The sequence below is a fragment of the Actinotalea endophytica genome, assembly GCF_025717005.1.
GTDB lineage: Bacteria > Actinomycetota > Actinomycetes > Actinomycetales > Cellulomonadaceae > Actinotalea.
In genome coordinates, this window is the sequence record NZ_JAOVZU010000002.1 from 48100 (window position 1) to 62731 (window position 14632).

17 protein-coding genes are annotated in these 14632 nt (G+C 73.0%); 6 read left to right on the forward strand and 11 right to left on the reverse strand.

Annotated elements, in window-relative coordinates; genetic code table 11:
* Nucleotide 1: 1 nt before the first annotated feature.
* The gene (locus OEB99_RS03325; protein WP_263508329.1) at nt 2–505 is read right to left on the reverse strand and encodes a MarR family winged helix-turn-helix transcriptional regulator; all 504 of its coding nucleotides are present in this window, start codon (nt 503–505) and stop codon (nt 2–4) included.
* 61 nt (nt 506–566) lie between these two features.
* Here OEB99_RS03325 and OEB99_RS03330 point away from each other — a divergent pair, with 61 nt between their 5' ends.
* Nucleotides 567–1508 carry a DMT family transporter gene (locus OEB99_RS03330; RefSeq protein ID WP_263508330.1) on the forward strand — a complete coding sequence of 314 codons (942 nt, stop codon included), beginning with the start codon at nt 567–569 and terminating at the stop codon, nt 1506–1508.
* Here OEB99_RS03330 and OEB99_RS03335 read toward each other — a convergent pair.
* The 3 genes from OEB99_RS03335 to OEB99_RS03345 all read right to left on the reverse strand — a co-directional run bounded on the left by OEB99_RS03335 (nt 1480) and on the right by OEB99_RS03345 (nt 4071).
* Nucleotides 1480–2616, reverse strand: coding sequence for an SPFH domain-containing protein (locus tag OEB99_RS03335; RefSeq protein ID WP_411910660.1), 1137 nt, complete (start codon nt 2614–2616; stop codon nt 1480–1482). The two genes, OEB99_RS03330 and OEB99_RS03335, sit on opposite strands and share 29 nt — an antisense overlap.
* A gap of 2 nt (nt 2617–2618) precedes the next feature.
* Nucleotides 2619–3116: an NfeD family protein gene (locus OEB99_RS03340; protein ID WP_263508332.1), complete on the reverse strand. Its 498-nt coding sequence runs from the start codon at nt 3114–3116 to the stop codon at nt 2619–2621.
* Nucleotides 3117–3261: 145 nt separating this feature from the next.
* Nucleotides 3262–4071 (reverse strand): ABC transporter ATP-binding protein, encoded by an 810-nt coding sequence (locus OEB99_RS03345; RefSeq protein ID WP_263508334.1) that lies wholly within the window; start codon nt 4069–4071, stop codon nt 3262–3264.
* Nucleotides 4072–4133: 62 nt separating this feature from the next.
* Between OEB99_RS03345 and OEB99_RS03350 the strand changes: the two genes are divergently transcribed.
* Nucleotides 4134–4931 carry a hypothetical protein gene (locus OEB99_RS03350; RefSeq protein ID WP_263508335.1) on the forward strand — a complete coding sequence of 266 codons (798 nt, stop codon included), beginning with the start codon at nt 4134–4136 and terminating at the stop codon, nt 4929–4931.
* 46 nt (nt 4932–4977) lie between these two features.
* On the opposite strand, the gene glgA is transcribed toward OEB99_RS03350, so the two are convergent.
* Entirely contained in the window at nt 4978–6183 is a 1206-nt protein-coding gene (gene glgA / locus OEB99_RS03355) for a glycogen synthase (protein WP_263508336.1), read from the reverse strand.
* A 150-nt stretch (nt 6184–6333) separates the two neighbouring features.
* Here glgA and glgC point away from each other — a divergent pair, with 150 nt between their 5' ends.
* Nucleotides 6334–7575, forward strand: coding sequence for a glucose-1-phosphate adenylyltransferase (gene glgC, locus OEB99_RS03360; protein WP_263508337.1), 1242 nt, complete (start codon nt 6334–6336; stop codon nt 7573–7575).
* A gap of 66 nt (nt 7576–7641) precedes the next feature.
* On the opposite strand, the gene OEB99_RS03365 is transcribed toward glgC, so the two are convergent.
* From OEB99_RS03365 to fabG, 4 genes are all read right to left on the reverse strand, one after another.
* Entirely contained in the window at nt 7642–8859 is a 1218-nt protein-coding gene (locus OEB99_RS03365; protein WP_263508338.1) for a DUF1015 domain-containing protein, read from the reverse strand.
* Nucleotides 8860–8977: 118 nt separating this feature from the next.
* Nucleotides 8978–9502 (reverse strand): SixA phosphatase family protein, encoded by a 525-nt coding sequence (locus OEB99_RS03370; protein ID WP_263508339.1) that lies wholly within the window; start codon nt 9500–9502, stop codon nt 8978–8980.
* A 4-nt stretch (nt 9503–9506) separates the two neighbouring features.
* Nucleotides 9507–10274, reverse strand: coding sequence for an enoyl-ACP reductase FabI (gene fabI, locus OEB99_RS03375; RefSeq protein ID WP_263508341.1), 768 nt, complete (start codon nt 10272–10274; stop codon nt 9507–9509).
* A 106-nt stretch (nt 10275–10380) separates the two neighbouring features.
* Nucleotides 10381–11091: a 3-oxoacyl-ACP reductase FabG gene (fabG, locus tag OEB99_RS03380; protein ID WP_263508342.1), complete on the reverse strand. Its 711-nt coding sequence runs from the start codon at nt 11089–11091 to the stop codon at nt 10381–10383.
* Nucleotides 11092–11246: 155 nt separating this feature from the next.
* Between fabG and OEB99_RS03385 the strand changes: the two genes are divergently transcribed.
* Genes OEB99_RS03385 through OEB99_RS03395 form a run of 3 tightly spaced genes read left to right on the forward strand, consistent with a single transcriptional unit; the run spans nt 11247 to nt 12629 of the window.
* Nucleotides 11247–11555 (forward strand): DUF3099 domain-containing protein, encoded by a 309-nt coding sequence (locus OEB99_RS03385; protein WP_263508343.1) that lies wholly within the window; start codon nt 11247–11249, stop codon nt 11553–11555.
* A gap of 29 nt (nt 11556–11584) precedes the next feature.
* A complete protein-coding gene (locus OEB99_RS03390) occupies nt 11585–11800 on the forward strand; it encodes a hypothetical protein (protein WP_263508344.1) in 216 nt (71 codons plus the stop codon).
* A 7-nt stretch (nt 11801–11807) separates the two neighbouring features.
* On the forward strand, nt 11808–12629 hold the full coding sequence (locus tag OEB99_RS03395) for an SURF1 family cytochrome oxidase biogenesis protein (RefSeq protein WP_263508345.1): 822 nt from the start codon (nt 11808–11810) through the stop codon (nt 12627–12629).
* A gap of 35 nt (nt 12630–12664) precedes the next feature.
* Here the strand turns inward: OEB99_RS03395 and OEB99_RS03400 are convergent, their stop codons facing one another.
* Nucleotides 12665–12907, reverse strand: coding sequence for a helix-turn-helix domain-containing protein (locus tag OEB99_RS03400; RefSeq protein ID WP_263508347.1), 243 nt, complete (start codon nt 12905–12907; stop codon nt 12665–12667).
* A gap of 53 nt (nt 12908–12960) precedes the next feature.
* Nucleotides 12961–14559, reverse strand: a complete 1599-nt coding sequence (locus OEB99_RS03405; RefSeq protein ID WP_263508348.1) for an ABC-F family ATP-binding cassette domain-containing protein — start codon at nt 14557–14559, stop codon at nt 12961–12963.
* Nucleotides 14560–14632 lie beyond the last annotated feature (73 nt).

Genomic DNA, 14632 nt, shown 5'->3' on the forward strand with positions numbered 1-14632 from the left:
GTCAGGTGACCGGCGGGTCGGCCAACGCCCGACCCCAGGCCTCGAGCAGCGCGGCCAGTGCGCGGCGCTGCCCGGGGTCGAGGCCCGCAACCAGGCGGTGCTCGTTCGCGACGTGCCGTTCGACGAGGCGGTCCACGGTCTCCAGGCCGGTTGCCGTGAGGCGGGCCAGCCGACCGCGCGCGTCCTGCGGATCGACCCGCCGCGCCACGAGCCCGGCGGCCTCGAGACGGTCCAGGCGCTTGGTCACCGCACCCGAGGTGACCATCGTGGTCGCGCCGAGGCGGCCCGGCGAGAGCTCGTACGGCTCCCCGGCCCGCCGCAGCGCCGCGAGCACGTCGAAGTCACCGTCGGACAGCCCCGCGGCCGCGAACACCGGCCGCAGCTCGGCGTCCAGCGCAGGTGCGAGCCGGTGCAGGCGTCCGATCAACCCCATCGGCGAGACGTCCAGGTCCGGGCGCTCGTGCGCCCACTGCTCGATGATCCGCGCGACGTGGTCGGGTGCCATGCCGGAGAGACTATCTTCCGCGGAAGGGAATTATCTTCCGCGGAAGATAGTTGCCTCGGGCATGGAGCACCACGACACGTCGCTGCGCACCGTCGCGATCACCGCCATCGCCCCGCTCGCATGGGGCACGACCTACATCGTCACCGCCGAGCTGCTGCCGCCCGACCGTCCGCTGTTCGCCGCCGCCGCGCGCGCACTGCCGGCCGGCCTCGCCCTGCTCGCCTGGCGCCGCACCCTTCCGCACGGAGGGTGGTGGTGGCGCGCCGGCCTCCTCGGACTGGTCAACATCGGGCTCTTCTTCCCGCTGCTCTTCATCGGGGCCTACCACCTGCCGGGAGGCCTCGCCGCGACCATCCAGGCAACCTCGCCGCTCGCGGTGATCGTCCTGGCCTGGCTGCTGCTGAGGGAACGACCGGGTACCGCGCGCATCCTCGGCTCGGTGATCGGCCTCACCGGCGTCGGGCTCCTCGTCCTGCGGGCCGGGGCCGGCGCGGACCTCGTGGGCCTGCTGGGTGCCTTCGGCTCGGTCGCGATCTCCGCGCTGGGCTTCGTCCTGGTCAAGCGTTGGGCGCCGCCGGTGGACATGGTGACCTTGGTCTCCTGGCAGCTCGTCGCCGGCGGGCTGGTGCTCGTCCCGGTGGCGGCCGTGGTCGAGGGCCCGCCACCGGCCCTCGACGTGCCCGCTGCGCTCGGCTTCACCTGGCTCGTGGTGGCCGGCACGGCCGTGGCCTACGTCGCGTGGTTCCACGGGCTCAACCGCATGCCGGCCGGCGCCACCGCCCTCGTCGGCCTGCTCAACCCGGTCGTCGGCACCGCGCTCGGCGTGGCGGTCGCAGGAGAGGCGTTCGGCTGGCCTCAGGCCATCGGCACCGCCCTCGTGCTGGGCGGCGTGCTCGCCGGGCAGCCCGCCGTCGCCGCGCGGTTCCGGGCAGGACGAGGGCCCCGGACCGAGACGGTCCGGGGCCCTCGTGAGGTCACGAGTCCTGCGGGGAAGGCGGCGTGACCGGCGGCTCGGTGGGACGCTGGCCGATCTCGACGTCCGGGTCGAACGGCCGCCCCGACAGCGTGCCCGAACGCGTCGCGTCGGCCGTCGCTGCCGTGGACTCCTTGCGCGCCTCGGCGAGCGCCGTCGCGGCGTCGCCGGGCGCGCTCGGCCCCAGGTCGTCCGTCGTCAACGGCGAGGCGCCCGCGGGCCGGGCCGGCGCGAAGGCGTCGCCGCTGTCCGGGCCGGGACCACCGCCGAAGCCCTTGGTGATCGCACCCAGCGCAGCCGTGAACTCGGTCGGCACGAACCAGACCTTGTTCGACTGCGTACGGGCGATCTCCGGCAGCACCTGGAGGTACTGGTAGGCCAGCAGCTTCGGGTCGGCGTCGCCGCGGTGGATCGCGTCGAACACCTGCAGGATCGCCCGCGCCTCACCTTCCGCCTTGAGGATGGCCGACTGGGCGGCGCCCTCGGCCCGGAGGATCGCCGACTGCTTCTCGCCCTCGGCGGTGAGGATCTGCGACTGCTTGACACCCTCGGCCGTGAGGATCGCGGCGCGGCGATCACGCTCGGCGCGCATCTGCTGCTCCATCGAGCCCTGGATGCTCGCGGGCGGGTCGATCGCCTTGAGCTCGACACGGTTCACCCGGATGCCCCAGCGGCCGGTCGCCTCGTCCAGCACCCCGCGCAGCTGGCCGTTGATCTGGTCGCGGCTGGTCAGGGTCTGCTCGAGGTCCATCGAGCCGATCACGTTACGCAGCGTCGTCACGGTCAGCTGCTCGATGCCGGCGATGTAGTTGGCGATCTCGTACACCGCGGCCTTGGGGTCGGTCACCTGGAAGTAGATGACGGTGTCGATGCTCACCACGAGGTTGTCGGAGGTGATCACCGGCTGCGGCGGGAAGGACACCACCTGCTCGCGCAGGTCGACCCGGGCACGAGGACGGTCGAACCACGGGATCAGCAGGTGCAGGCCGGCGTCCAGGGTGCGCGAGTAGCGCCCGAGCCGCTCGACCAGCACCGCCTCGGCCTGCGGCACGATCCGCACCGACTTGACCAGAGCCGTCACCACGAGGATGACGACGAGCAGCAATATGACGAGGCCCGCGATCTGGGACGCGTTCACGTTCACGAGGTGGTCTCCTGCGACTTGTCGTTGGGCGACGGCGGAGTGCCGGGGCCCGGGGGCTGGGGGCTGTCGACGTGCCGGGTGACGAGCGCGGTGGCGCCCATGATCCGGAGCACCCGGACCTCGTCACCGACCGTGACGACCTCGTCGTTCTCGGTGCGGGCGGACCACACCTCGCCGGAGAGCTTGATCCGGCCGGCCCGCTCGGTCACCTCGGACAGGACGACACCGATCTTGCCGACCAGCGCCGCGGCGTTCGTCTCGACGAGCGGCACGCGGTTGCGCAGGTGGCGCAACAGCCACGGACGCAGCGCGAGCAGCATGAGGGTCGATGCGACGGCGAAGCCGACGATCTGCCCCCACAGCGGTACGCCGAGCAGCGCGAGCACCATGCCGAACAGCGCACCGCCGGCCAGCATCATCAGGAACAGGTCGAGCGAGAGGAACTCCGCGACCCCGAGCAGCAGCGCTGCCCCCAACCACCACAGCCAGGCCATCAGCGGCTCCTTTCCAGCCGAGGCCAGCGTAGCGACGCCAATCTTGTCAATCCGGGACGACCGGGAGCCGGGCGGCGCACGTCCGGCTCCCGGGCACCGCAGGTCCGGGAGCCGGGCACCTGCCGGCGGGGGACCGCCGGGCCGCTCAGCGCGCCGACCGCGCGGACCAGCGCGCGCCGTGGCGGTCGACCACCAGGGGCAGGCCGAACGTCTCGGACAGCTGCTGACCCGTGAGGACCTCCTCGATCGGCCCGGCGGCGTGCACCCGGCCGTCGCGCAGCAGGAGCAGGTGGGTGAACCCCTCGGGGATCTCCTCCACGTGATGGGTGACGAGCACCAGCACGGGAGAGCCGGCGTCACGCGCCAGCTCGCTCAGTGCCGCCACGAGCTCCTCCCGGCCACCGAGGTCCAGGCCGGCCGCCGGCTCGTCGAGCAGCAGCAGCTCCGGGTCGGCCATCAGCGACCGGGCGATCTGGGTGCGCTTGCGCTCCCCCTCGGACAGCGTGCCCCACGTGCGATCGGCGAAGCGTCCCACCTCGAACGCGTCCAGCAGCGCCCGGGCACGCTCGTGATCGAGCGCCTCGTACGCCTCGCGCCACCGGCCGGTCATGCCGTAGGCCGCGGTCAGGACGACGTCGAGCACCTTCTCGTCCGCGGAGATCCGGTCCGCGAGCGCGGCCGAGGCGACACCGACCCGCTGGCGGAGCTCGAACACGTCGACGGCGCCGAGCCGCGAGCCCAGCACCCGCGCCGCCCCCGAGGTCGGGTGCATGCGACCCGCAGCGATCTGCAGGAGCGTCGTCTTGCCCGCTCCGTTGCGGCCCAGGATCACCCAGCGCTCGCCGTCCCGGACCGTCCAGCTGATCCCGTCGAGGATCTGGGTGGTGCCGCGCCGCAGCGTCACGTCGTCCAGCTGCAGCACGAGGTCGCTCGGCTCCGGAGGGGTCGTGCTCATGGCGACCGACCCTACCTGCGCCGTGCTGCTCGCGGCGGTCGCCAGGCCGTAGGTTGGACGGCGTGGACGTCCCGCAGCGCATCCTGCCCCGCTCGGTGCTGCTCGCGCTGTGGCTCGCGTACGTACCGAGCGGTCGCGGGGACCTGCGCCGCGCCGTGCAGCTCCTGCAGGGCGACGACGAGCCGCACGTGGTCGAGGGCCTCGCCGCCGAACCGGTGGACCTCGGACGGCTGCTGACCATGCTCGGCGGGAAGCGTGAGATCGCCGCGGTGCTGCCGGTACCGGGCGACCTCGGTGTGCCGCCCGAGGTGGCCGGCCTCGCGGCCGACGCCGGCGAGGCGGTCATCGTCCTCGGAGACGACCAGGGCTGGGCCTTGGTGCCGAACGTCCAGGAGTTCGGCAGCGCGCGGGAGACCGGGCACCTGGTCACCTGGCGCGCCGTCGCCCTGCCGAGCGGGCGCCGGTCGCTGACCGGCTCGCTCGGGACCCTGGCCGAGGCGCAGCAGGACCTACGCGCCACGCTGCAGCGGGCGGTCCAGGCCCTGGACGACCTCGATGTCGCACGCTGGCGCCCGGAGGCGGCCGAGGCTCTCGCCGAGCTGCGCACGGACCCCGGCCTCACCGCGGTACCGGACCAGGTGGACCGCCGGGTGGTCGGCACGCTCGTCGAGGCGGTCCGGCTGCTCCGGATCGTCGAGCTGGCGGAGGCGAACGAGGGTGGGGCCGTCAACGTGTGGCAGGCCGACCAGCGCTCGACCGCGTTGCGCGAGGTCGGCCGGGCCGCGCGACGTGCCATCGCGGCCGCGACCCTCACCGCGAGCGGGCCCGCGCCGGGGAGCCCGCGCCTGACCGGCACCTGACCGGTCGCTCAGCGCCCGGGCGGCACCGATCCGTTCGGCACCGACGTCAGCCCAGGACCGACCGGTACACCTCGAGCGTCCGCTCGCCGATCGCATCCCACGCGAAGTGGTCCTCGACGCGCTGCCGCGAGGCGACACCCATCGCCGCCGCCCGGGTCGGGTCGGTGGCCAGGGTCGTCAGGGCCTCGGCGAGGTCGGCGACGAACGCGTCCGGGTGGACCGGCGTCCCGGTCCCGTCGCTCACCTGCTCGATCGGCACCAGCAGCCCCGTGGCGCCGTCGTCGACGACCTCGGGGATGCCCCCGGTCGCGGTGCCCACGACCGGGAGCCCGCAGGCCATCGCCTCGAGATTGACGATCCCCAGCGGCTCGTAGACCGACGGGCAGGCGAAGACCGTGCCGGTCGAGAGCACCGAGACCAGCTCGCGGCGCGGCAGCATCTCCTCGATCCACACGACGCCGTCGCGGTGCCTGCGCAGGTCCTCGACCAGGCCCGTCACCTCGGTCATGATCTCCGGGGTGTCCGGCGCCCCTGCGCACAGCACGAGCTGGACGTCCGCCGGCAGCCGCTCCGCCGCGCGCAGCAGGTACGGCAGACCCTTCTGCCTCGTGATCCGGCCGACGAACACCACCGAGGGCCGGTCCGGGTCGATGCCGCGAGCACGCGCCACGGCACGAGCGGCCTCGACCTGCTCGTCACCGACCGGTCGCTGCCAGCCGTCCAGGTCGATGCCGTTGTGCACCACCGTGACGCGGTCGGGGTCCAGCGCCGGGTAGGACCGCAGGATGTCCGCTCGCATGCCGGCCGACACCGCGATGACCCGGGCCGCCGACTCGTACGCGGTCTTCTCCGCCCAGGACGACACCGCGTAGCCCCCGCCGAGCTGCTCGGCCTTCCACGGGCGCAGCGGCTCCAGGCTGTGGGCGCTGACGACGTGCGGCACGTCGTGCAGCAGGCTCGCCAGGTGCCCGGCCATGTTCGCGTACCAGGTGTGGGAGTGCGCGAGGTCGGCACCCGCGACGTCGTTGGCCATCTGCAGGTCGACCCCGAGGGTGGCGAGCGCCGGGTTGGCCCCGGCGAGCTCGGCCGGGACGTCGTAGCCGGTCACCCCCTCGACGTCGCGAGGCCCGTCGAAGCAGCGCACCCGGACGTCGACGTGCCGTCGCAGCACCGCGGCGAGCTCCGTCACGTGCACGCCGGCGCCACCGTAGACGTGCGGGGGATATTCCCTGGTCAGCATGTCGACTCGCACGGTCTCACCCTAGCCACGCGGGCCGCCGGCGTGACCCCCCGGCCGGACATCCGCCCGATCGGGCCGTGGTGTCCGGATCTTGGTCGGGCGTGCGTCCGGAGATGGCGCGTGCGGTGGCCGCCCGACACCATGCGCCCCTAGGGTGGGGCCATGGCAGCGCCGCGTGTTCTTGCGATCGTCCTCGCCGGGGGCGAGGGCAAGAGGCTGATGCCACTGACGGCGCAGCGAGCCAAGCCCGCGGTCCCGTTCGGCGGCATGTACCGACTCGTCGACTTCGCCCTGTCGAACCTGGTCAACTCGCGATATCTGCAGATCGTCGTGCTGACCCAGTACAAGTCCCACAGCCTGGACAGGCACGTCGCCAAGACCTGGCGGATGTCGCCGCTGCTCGGCAACTACGTCGCGCCGGTGCCCGCCCAGCAACGGGTCGGCAAGCACTGGTACCTGGGCAGCGCCGACGCGATCTACCAGTGCCTCAACATCATCACCGACGAGCGCCCGGACGTCCTGGTCGTGGTCGGCGCGGACCACGTGTACCGGATGGACTTCTCGCAGATGGTCGAGTCGCACCTGGAGTCGGGCGCGGAGTTCACCGTCGCGGGGATCCGCCAGCCGATCGCGCTGGCCGACCAGTTCGGCGTGATCGAGACCGCTCCCGACGACCCGAAGAAGATCGCCGCCTTCCGCGAGAAGCCGAGCGACCCCGTGGGCCTCATCGACTCGCCGCACGAGATCCTCGCCTCGATGGGCAACTACGTCGCGAACGTCAGCGCGCTCATCGACGCGGTGACGCTCGACGCCGAGAACCCGACCTCGCGCCACGACATGGGCGGCGACATCGTCCCGTGGTTCGTCGAGCGCGGTGAGGCGGGGGTGTACGACTTCGTCGAGAACGACGTGGCGGGGTCGACCCCGCGGGACCGCGACTACTGGCGCGACGTGGGGACCCTGGACGCCTACTACGAGGCGAACATGGACCTGATCTCGGTCAACCCGGTGTTCAACCTCTACAACCAGGCCTGGCCGCTGTTCGGTGGCTACCAGAACCTCCCGCCGGCCAAGTTCGTGCACGCCGGACCGGGGCGGCTCGGGCACGCGTCCGACTCCGTCGTGTCCTCGGGCGTGCTCGTCTCGGGCGCGACCGTCTCGGGCTCGGTGCTCTCCCCCAACGTCCACCTGCACTCGTGGTCGTCGGTGAGCGACTCGGTGCTGCTCGACGGCACTGAGGTCGGCCGGCACGCCCAGGTGCACCGCGCGATCCTCGACAAGAACGTCGTGGTGCGCGAACGCGCCAGGGTCGGCCTGGACCACGAGCACGACCTCGCACGCGGGTTCACCGTCACCGACGCAGGCGTCACGGTGGTGCCCAAGGGCGTGGTCATCGACGGCTGAGCGCCGTCGCTCCGAGCCCGGCCCGCCGGGTCGGGCGTGCCGCGCGGCCGCCGGCGGCGGCGCGGCTCAGGCGAACGGGTGCACGAACAGGCCCGAGCGCAGCTTCGGCTCGAACCACGTCGACTTCGGCGGCATGACCTCCCCCAGGTCGGCGACGTCCATGACGTCGACCGTCGACGTCGCATGCAGGGCGAACGCCACCGAGCCCGGCACCGCATCCACCCGCCGGACCAGCTCGTCGGTACCGCGGATCCCGCCGACGAACGAGATCCGGGCGTCGGTGCGCTGGTCGGCGATGCCCAGGATCGGCTCGAGAACACGCTCCGCGAGCACGGCGACATCGAGCCGTGCGATCACGTCGGACTCGTCGACCGTGCCGGGTCGCGTGTCGAGCAGGTACCACCGCCGGTCGAGGTAGACACCGAACTGATGACGGGCCGGCTCGGGCGCGGCGGGCACCGGCGTCACCGTGAACGACGCCTCGAGCGCCGCGAGGAACGACGCGGTGTCGTGCCCGGCGAGGTCGCGCACCACGCGGTTGTACGCCATCACCGTCAGCTCGTCGGCGGCCAGCACGGTCGCCGGGAACACCGAGGCCTCGGCCTCGTCCCGCAGCTGGGAGACCCGGGACGCCGCCGCGCACCGGTGGTGCCCGTCGGCCACGTACAGGCGCGAGACCCGACCGAACGCCTCCACGAGGCGCGTGACGAGGGACGGCTCGCTGACGTCCCAGAGAGTGTGCCGCACACCGTCGGCGGAGAAGTCGTACTCCGGCTCGGTCGACGTGACCGCGGCGAGCACGTCGGCGACATCGGCCGCGCCCGGCTCGTCGGTGCGATACATCAGCATCACCGGCTCGTCGTGTGCGCCGAGGGTGTCGATGTGCCTGGTCCGGTCGTCCTCCTTGTCCGGCCGAGTGAACTCGTGGGTCGCGATGACCCCCTCGCGGTACTCCCGCGCGCTCACGCAGCCGACCACGCCCGTCTGCACGGCGGGACCCATCTGCTGCCGGTAGACCAGCAGAGCCGGCTCGTGGCGCACCAACGATCCGCGCCGCACCGCGTCGTCGAGCGCGGACCGGGCCTGCTCGTAGGCGGCGTCCGAGTGCGGGTCGGGCTCGGCCAGGTCGATCTCCGGCCGGGTCACGTGCAGGAAGCTGTCCGGGTTGCCCTCGGCCAGGGCCGCCGCCTCGGGCGTGTCGACCACGTCGTAGGGCGGAGCAGCCACCGCCTCGACGAGCTCGCGAGGGGGACGCAGGGCGGCGAAGGGTCGGAATGTGGCCACGCAGCCATGCTGCCACGGCACCCGACCGGGCGGTCCGGGCGTCCGGCCCTCGGCCGACCGGCGCGGGCGAGGCCGGAACCGGGCCGGCGCCGGCACAGCCGCCGCGCCACGGGCCGGGTCAGCGCGGGGGTCGAGCCACCTCGAGCAGGCGCAGGGCGGCGCGGTCTGCCTCGGCCCACGCCGGGCCCTCGAGCACGGCGTAGCCGGCCGTGGGCAGTCCGACGTGCAGCTGACCGAGGTCCCCGACCGGAGGGGTCGGGTCCGCGAGCAGTGCGGCGGTCACGGACATGGTGGGCTCGTGGCCCACGACGAGCACCGTCGTGATCCGCTCGTCGAGCAAGCGCAGCAGCGCCAGGACGTCCCGAGGGCCCGCGTCGTAGAGCTCGTCGGTGAACAGCACCTCGGGCTCGGGCACGTCGCCCATCGCCGAGCGCACCAGGTCCCAGGTCTGCCTCGTCCGCACCGCCGTCGAGACCAGCACGTGCTCCGGCACCAGACCGGAGGTCGACAGCCGCTGCCCGACGTCGCCGCACTGGCGCCGACCGACCACGGCGAGCGGTCGGAGCTGGTCCGGTACGTTCCCGGCGGGCTCCGCCTTGGCGTGCCGCAGGAGCACGAGGCGTCGACGCCGCACCGAGGTCATCGGCTCACTGGCCCATCGCGTGCACGCCGCCGTCGACGTGCACGATCTCGCCGGTCGTGGCCGGGAACCAGTCGGACAGCAGGGCCGCGACGGCGCGGGCCGTCGGGACCGGGTCGGACACGTCCCAGCCGAGCGGTGCCCGCTCGGGCCAGCCCCCCTCCATCACCTCGAACCCGGGGATCGACTTCGCCGCCGTGGTGCGGATCGGCCCCGCCGAGACCAGGTTGACCCGGACACCGTCCGGTCCGAGGTCGCGCGCGAGGTAGCGCGCCGTCGACTCGAACGCCGCCTTCGCGACACCCATCCAGTCGTAGACCGGCCAGGCGAACGACGCGTCGAAGGTCAGACCGACGATCGAGCCCCCGTGGCGCAGCAGCGGCCGGGCCGCGACCGCGAGGGACTTCAGCGAGAAGGCCGAGATCTGCATCGCGGTCGCCACGTCCGGCCACTCGCCGGCCAGGAAGTTGCCGCCCATCACCGACTGGGGGGCGAAGCCGATCGAGTGCACCACGCCGTCCAGGTGGTCCGCGTGCTCCCCCACCCGCTCGGCCAGGGCCGCGAGGTCGTCGTCGTCGGTCACGTCGAGCTGCACGACGGGTGCCTCGGTCGGCAGGCGCTTGGCGATCGCCGCGGTCAGACGCGCCTGGCGCCCGAACGAGCTGAGCACGACCTGAGCACCCTCGAGCTGGGCCAGGCGTGCCACGTGGAAGGCGATCGAGCCCTCCGTGAGCACGCCGGTGACCAGCACCGTCTTTCCGTCCAGCAGAGCCACGTCGGGTCCTTCCTCGCAGTGCCGGTGGTCCGACCGTACCCGTCGGGGGGCGGTCCGGGTCAGGGGGGTGGCGCCGGTACGCGGTCGCGCGACGCCCGGGCGGGCGTCAGTGCCCCATGCCGAGGCCGCCGTCGACCGGTACGACCGCACCGCTGATGTAGCCGGCGCCGGCCGAGGCCAGGAACTCGACGACGGAGGCGACCTCGTCGGGCTCGGCGAACCGGCCCGCCGGGATAGCCGCCCGGTAGGCGGCCTGCCGCTCCTCGGGCAGCGCCGCGGTCATGTCTGTGTTGATGAAGCCCGGCGCGACGACGTTGGCGGTGATCCCTCGTGACCCGACCTCACGGGTCAACGACCGCGCGATGCCGACCAGGGCTGCCTTCGACGCGGCGTAGTTCACCTGGCCCTGGCCGCCGTACAGCCCGACCACCGAGGAGATCAGGACGATGCGGCCGCGCTTCATCCGTAGCATCGGCGTGGTCGCGCGTCGCACGCAGCGGAAGACGCCCGTGAGGTTGACGTCGATCACCTGGTCGAAGTCCTCGTCGGTCATCCGGATCAGGAGCTGGTCGCGGGTCATGCCGGCGTTCGCGACGAGCACCTCCACCGGGCCGTGCGCGGCCTCGGCCGCAGCGAACGCGGCGTCGACCGATGCCGTGTCCGTCACGTCGCCGCGGACCGACAGCACACCCTCGGGCACGTTCCCGGTGCGGTCCAGCGACGCGACCTTGTCCCCGGCGGCGACGAACCTCTCGGCGATCGCACGACCGATCCCTCTGCTGCCGCCCGTGATGAGCACGCTGCGCTGCGCGGTCACGCGGCACCTCCTCCGTTCCCGACGGGCGTCGGGTCAGTGCCAGACCGTACCGGACCGGGCACGGACGGCACGTCGAGGCCCACGAGGTCGACGGCCGAGCCGGGGCCACCGTGCCTGCGGGGGCGGTGCGACCAGCCCGGACGTAGCCTGTGGCGGTGACGAGGACCGGCTCCGACCGGGACCGGCGCACCGAGGAGGTGCACCGGATCACGGACGCGCGCGAGCCCCTCACCGACGACCTCGCACGGCGCACGCACCGCTACCTGCTGCAGATGTCGATCCGCATCGTGTGCTTCCTCGGCGCCGCCTTCATCGACCACTGGACGCGGTGGCTGCTGCTGGTCGGCGCGGTGGTCCTGCCCTACGTCGCGGTCGTGCTCGCCAACGCGGGTCGTGGGCCCGGCGAGGATCCCGGTACGTTCGTGGAGCCGCGGCACCTCGAGGCACCGCCCGAGCACCGCTGATCGCCGCGGAACGCACCGAAAGGCACACGATGGACGACGGGGACCTGATCTGCAGCGCGAAGGGCTGCCGCGCGCCGGCCGTCTGGGGGGTGCGCTGGAACAACCCCGCGCTGCACACGCCCGAGCGCCGCAAGGTCTGGCTCGCGTGCGACGACCATCGCCCGCACCTGGAGCGGCACCTCGAGGCCCGCTCCTTCTGGCGGGACACCGTGCCGGTCGGCGACCTGGGCGAGGGTGACGGGTGAGCGCACGGTGAGCGACTGGCGGCGGGTCGTCGCGACGCTCGGTGTCGCGAGCCTGGTCGCTGCCGCGTGCACGATGCTCGGTCTGTGGCAGTGGCACCGGCACGTGGCACGCAGCGCCGCGGTCGCCGTGCTCCTGTCCTGGACGGACGCGACGCCCGTGCCGATCGACGAGGCCCTGCCCGACGGCGGCCCGGTGCCCGACGACCAGGTCTGGCGACCGGTCGGCGTGGAGGGGCGGTACCTGCCCGACGCCGAGGTGCTGCTGCGCAACCGTCCGGTCGACGGACAGGTCGGGTTCCACGTGCTGAGCCCGTTCGAGATCAGCACCGGACCGCTCGCGGGTCAGGTGCTGCTCGTGGACCGCGGGTGGCTGGCGTCCGGCGGGGAGGCGTCCGTGGTGCCCGACGTCCCCGAGGCTCCCACCGGCACGGTCGACCTCGTGGTGCGGCTACGGCAGGCCGAGGGGCTCTCCGGCAGGGACGCACCGATCGGACAGGTGCAGTCGATCGACCCGGAGGAGGCCCGGGCCGCGGCCGTACAGCCGTGGCGGGGCGACGCGGTCGACGCGTACGGCCAGGCCGTGACCGAGAACGGCGCGGCCCCGGCCGGTCTCGGCCCGCTCGAGCGGCCGAGCACCGACCTGGGACCCCATCTCTCCTACGCCTTCCAGTGGTGGGTCTTCGCCGCCGGCGCCCTCGTCGGTGCGGTGATCCTCCTGCGGCGCGGAGAGGACTCGCCGCGTCCGGCCCGCGTCCGCAGCAGCGCGGAGCAGGAGGAGGACGCGATCCTCGACGCGCAGGAGCGCGCGGCGAGGGGCACCCTCAGCTGACGGTGCCCGTCGCCGGCGCCCCCTGCACCCTCTGTTCAGCCCTTCTTCAGCGCGGCGCGACGTTCCTCGGCGGCCTTGCCTCGGGTCGCGCCACCGCGGCTACGCATCGTCACGCCGGACTCCGCGAGCAGGCCGTGGACGAAGCCGTACGAACGCCCGATGTCGTCGGCGATCGAACGGATCGACTCCCCCTTCGAGTAGCGCTGCACGAGGGAGCCGGCCAGGTCCGTGCGCCCGGTACCGGTGATGCGCGATCCCTTCGGGAGCTTCGAGCTCATCTGGTCCTCCTGGCACAACAGGTGGCCCCGGGGCGATCGACCCCGGGAGCGACTCACGCGAGCGCGATGAGGTCCGCGTAGTCGTCGCTCCATAGATCTTCGTCCCCATCGGGCAGGAGCACCACCCGTTCCGGACCAAGAGCGGAAACGGCTCCTTCGTCGTGGGTGACCATGACCACCGCGCCGGTGTACTGGTGCAGCGCGCCGAGCACCTCGGCACGGCTCGCGGGGTCGAGGTTGTTCGTCGGTTCGTCGAGCAGCAGCACGTTCGCCGAGGAGACGACGAGCGTTGCCAGGGCGAGACGAGTCTTCTCACCACCCGAGAGCACCGACGTCGGCTTGTCGGCGTCGTCGCCGGAGAACAGGAACGAGCCGAGCACGGAACGCACCTGGGTGTCGGTGAGGTCGGGCGCGGCATGGCGGAGGTTCTCCACCACCGTCACCGAGCTGTCCAGCGTCTCGTGCTCCTGCGCGTAGTAGCCGAGCTTGAGCCCGTGCCCCGGCTGCACCTCGCCGGTGTCCGGCCGCTCGATCCCGGCGAGCAGGCGCAGCAGCGTCGTCTTGCCGGCACCGTTCAGCCCGAGCACGACGACCCGGCTCCCCCGGTCCACCGCGAGGTCCACGTCGGTGAAGACCTCGAGCGACCCGTACGACTTGCTCAGCCCGGTCGCCGTCAGCGGGGTGCGCCCGCACGCCGCCGGCTCCGGGAAGCGCAGGTGGGCGACCTTGTCGGACTGGCGCTCCGACTCCAGGCCCGACAGCAGCCGCTCGGCGCGGCGCGCCATGTTCTGGGCCGCGACGGCCTTGGTGGCCTTGGCGCGCATCTTGTCCGCCTGGGCCATCAGGGCAGCGGCCTTCTTCTCCGCGTTCGCGCGTTCCCGCTTGCGGCGCCGCTCGTCGGTCTCCCGCTGCAGGAGGTACGCGTCCCAGCCCAGGTTGTACTGGTCGAGCTCGGCCCGGTTCGCATCGAGGTGGAAGACCTTGTTCACGACCGTGCGCACCAGACCCACGTCGTGGCTGATCACCAGCAGGCCACCGGGGTAGACCGCGAGGAAGTCGCGGAGCCACGCGATCGAGTCGGCGTCCAGGTGGTTCGTCGGCTCGTCGAGCAGCAGCGTCTGGGCACCGGAGAACAGGATCCGGGCCAGCTCCACGCGTCGGCGCTGGCCGCCGGAGAGGGTGCCGAGCTGCTGGGCGAGGACCCGCTCGGGCAGGCCGAGGTTCGCGGCGATCCGGCTCGCCTCGCTCTCCGCCGCGTAGCCACCGGCGGCCGTGAACCGAGCCTCGAGGCGGGCGTACCGGGCCATCGCCTCGTCGCGGGTCCCGTCGTCGGCCGAGGCCATCCGGCCCTCGGTCTCGCGCATCGACCGGACGATGTGGTCCAGGCCCCGCACCGAGAGGATCCGGTCCAGCGCGGTGACCTGGAGGTCCCCGGTGCGGGGGTCCTGGGGCAGGTAGCCGACGTCGCCCCCGAGGACCACGCGGCCCGCGGTGACCTGCCCCTGCCCGGCCAGGGCCTTGGTCAGCGTGGTCTTGCCGGCGCCGTTGCGTCCGACCAGACCGATCCGGTCTCCCGCGGCGATGCGGAACGAGGAGGCGTGCAGCAGCACGCGGGCGCCGACCCGGAGCTCCACGTCGTGGGCGGTGATCACTGCGGTTTCCTCCGAGCGGCACGATGGCGTTCTGTCGCCCGGCACAGGCGACGCTCATCCTACGACCGGCTAG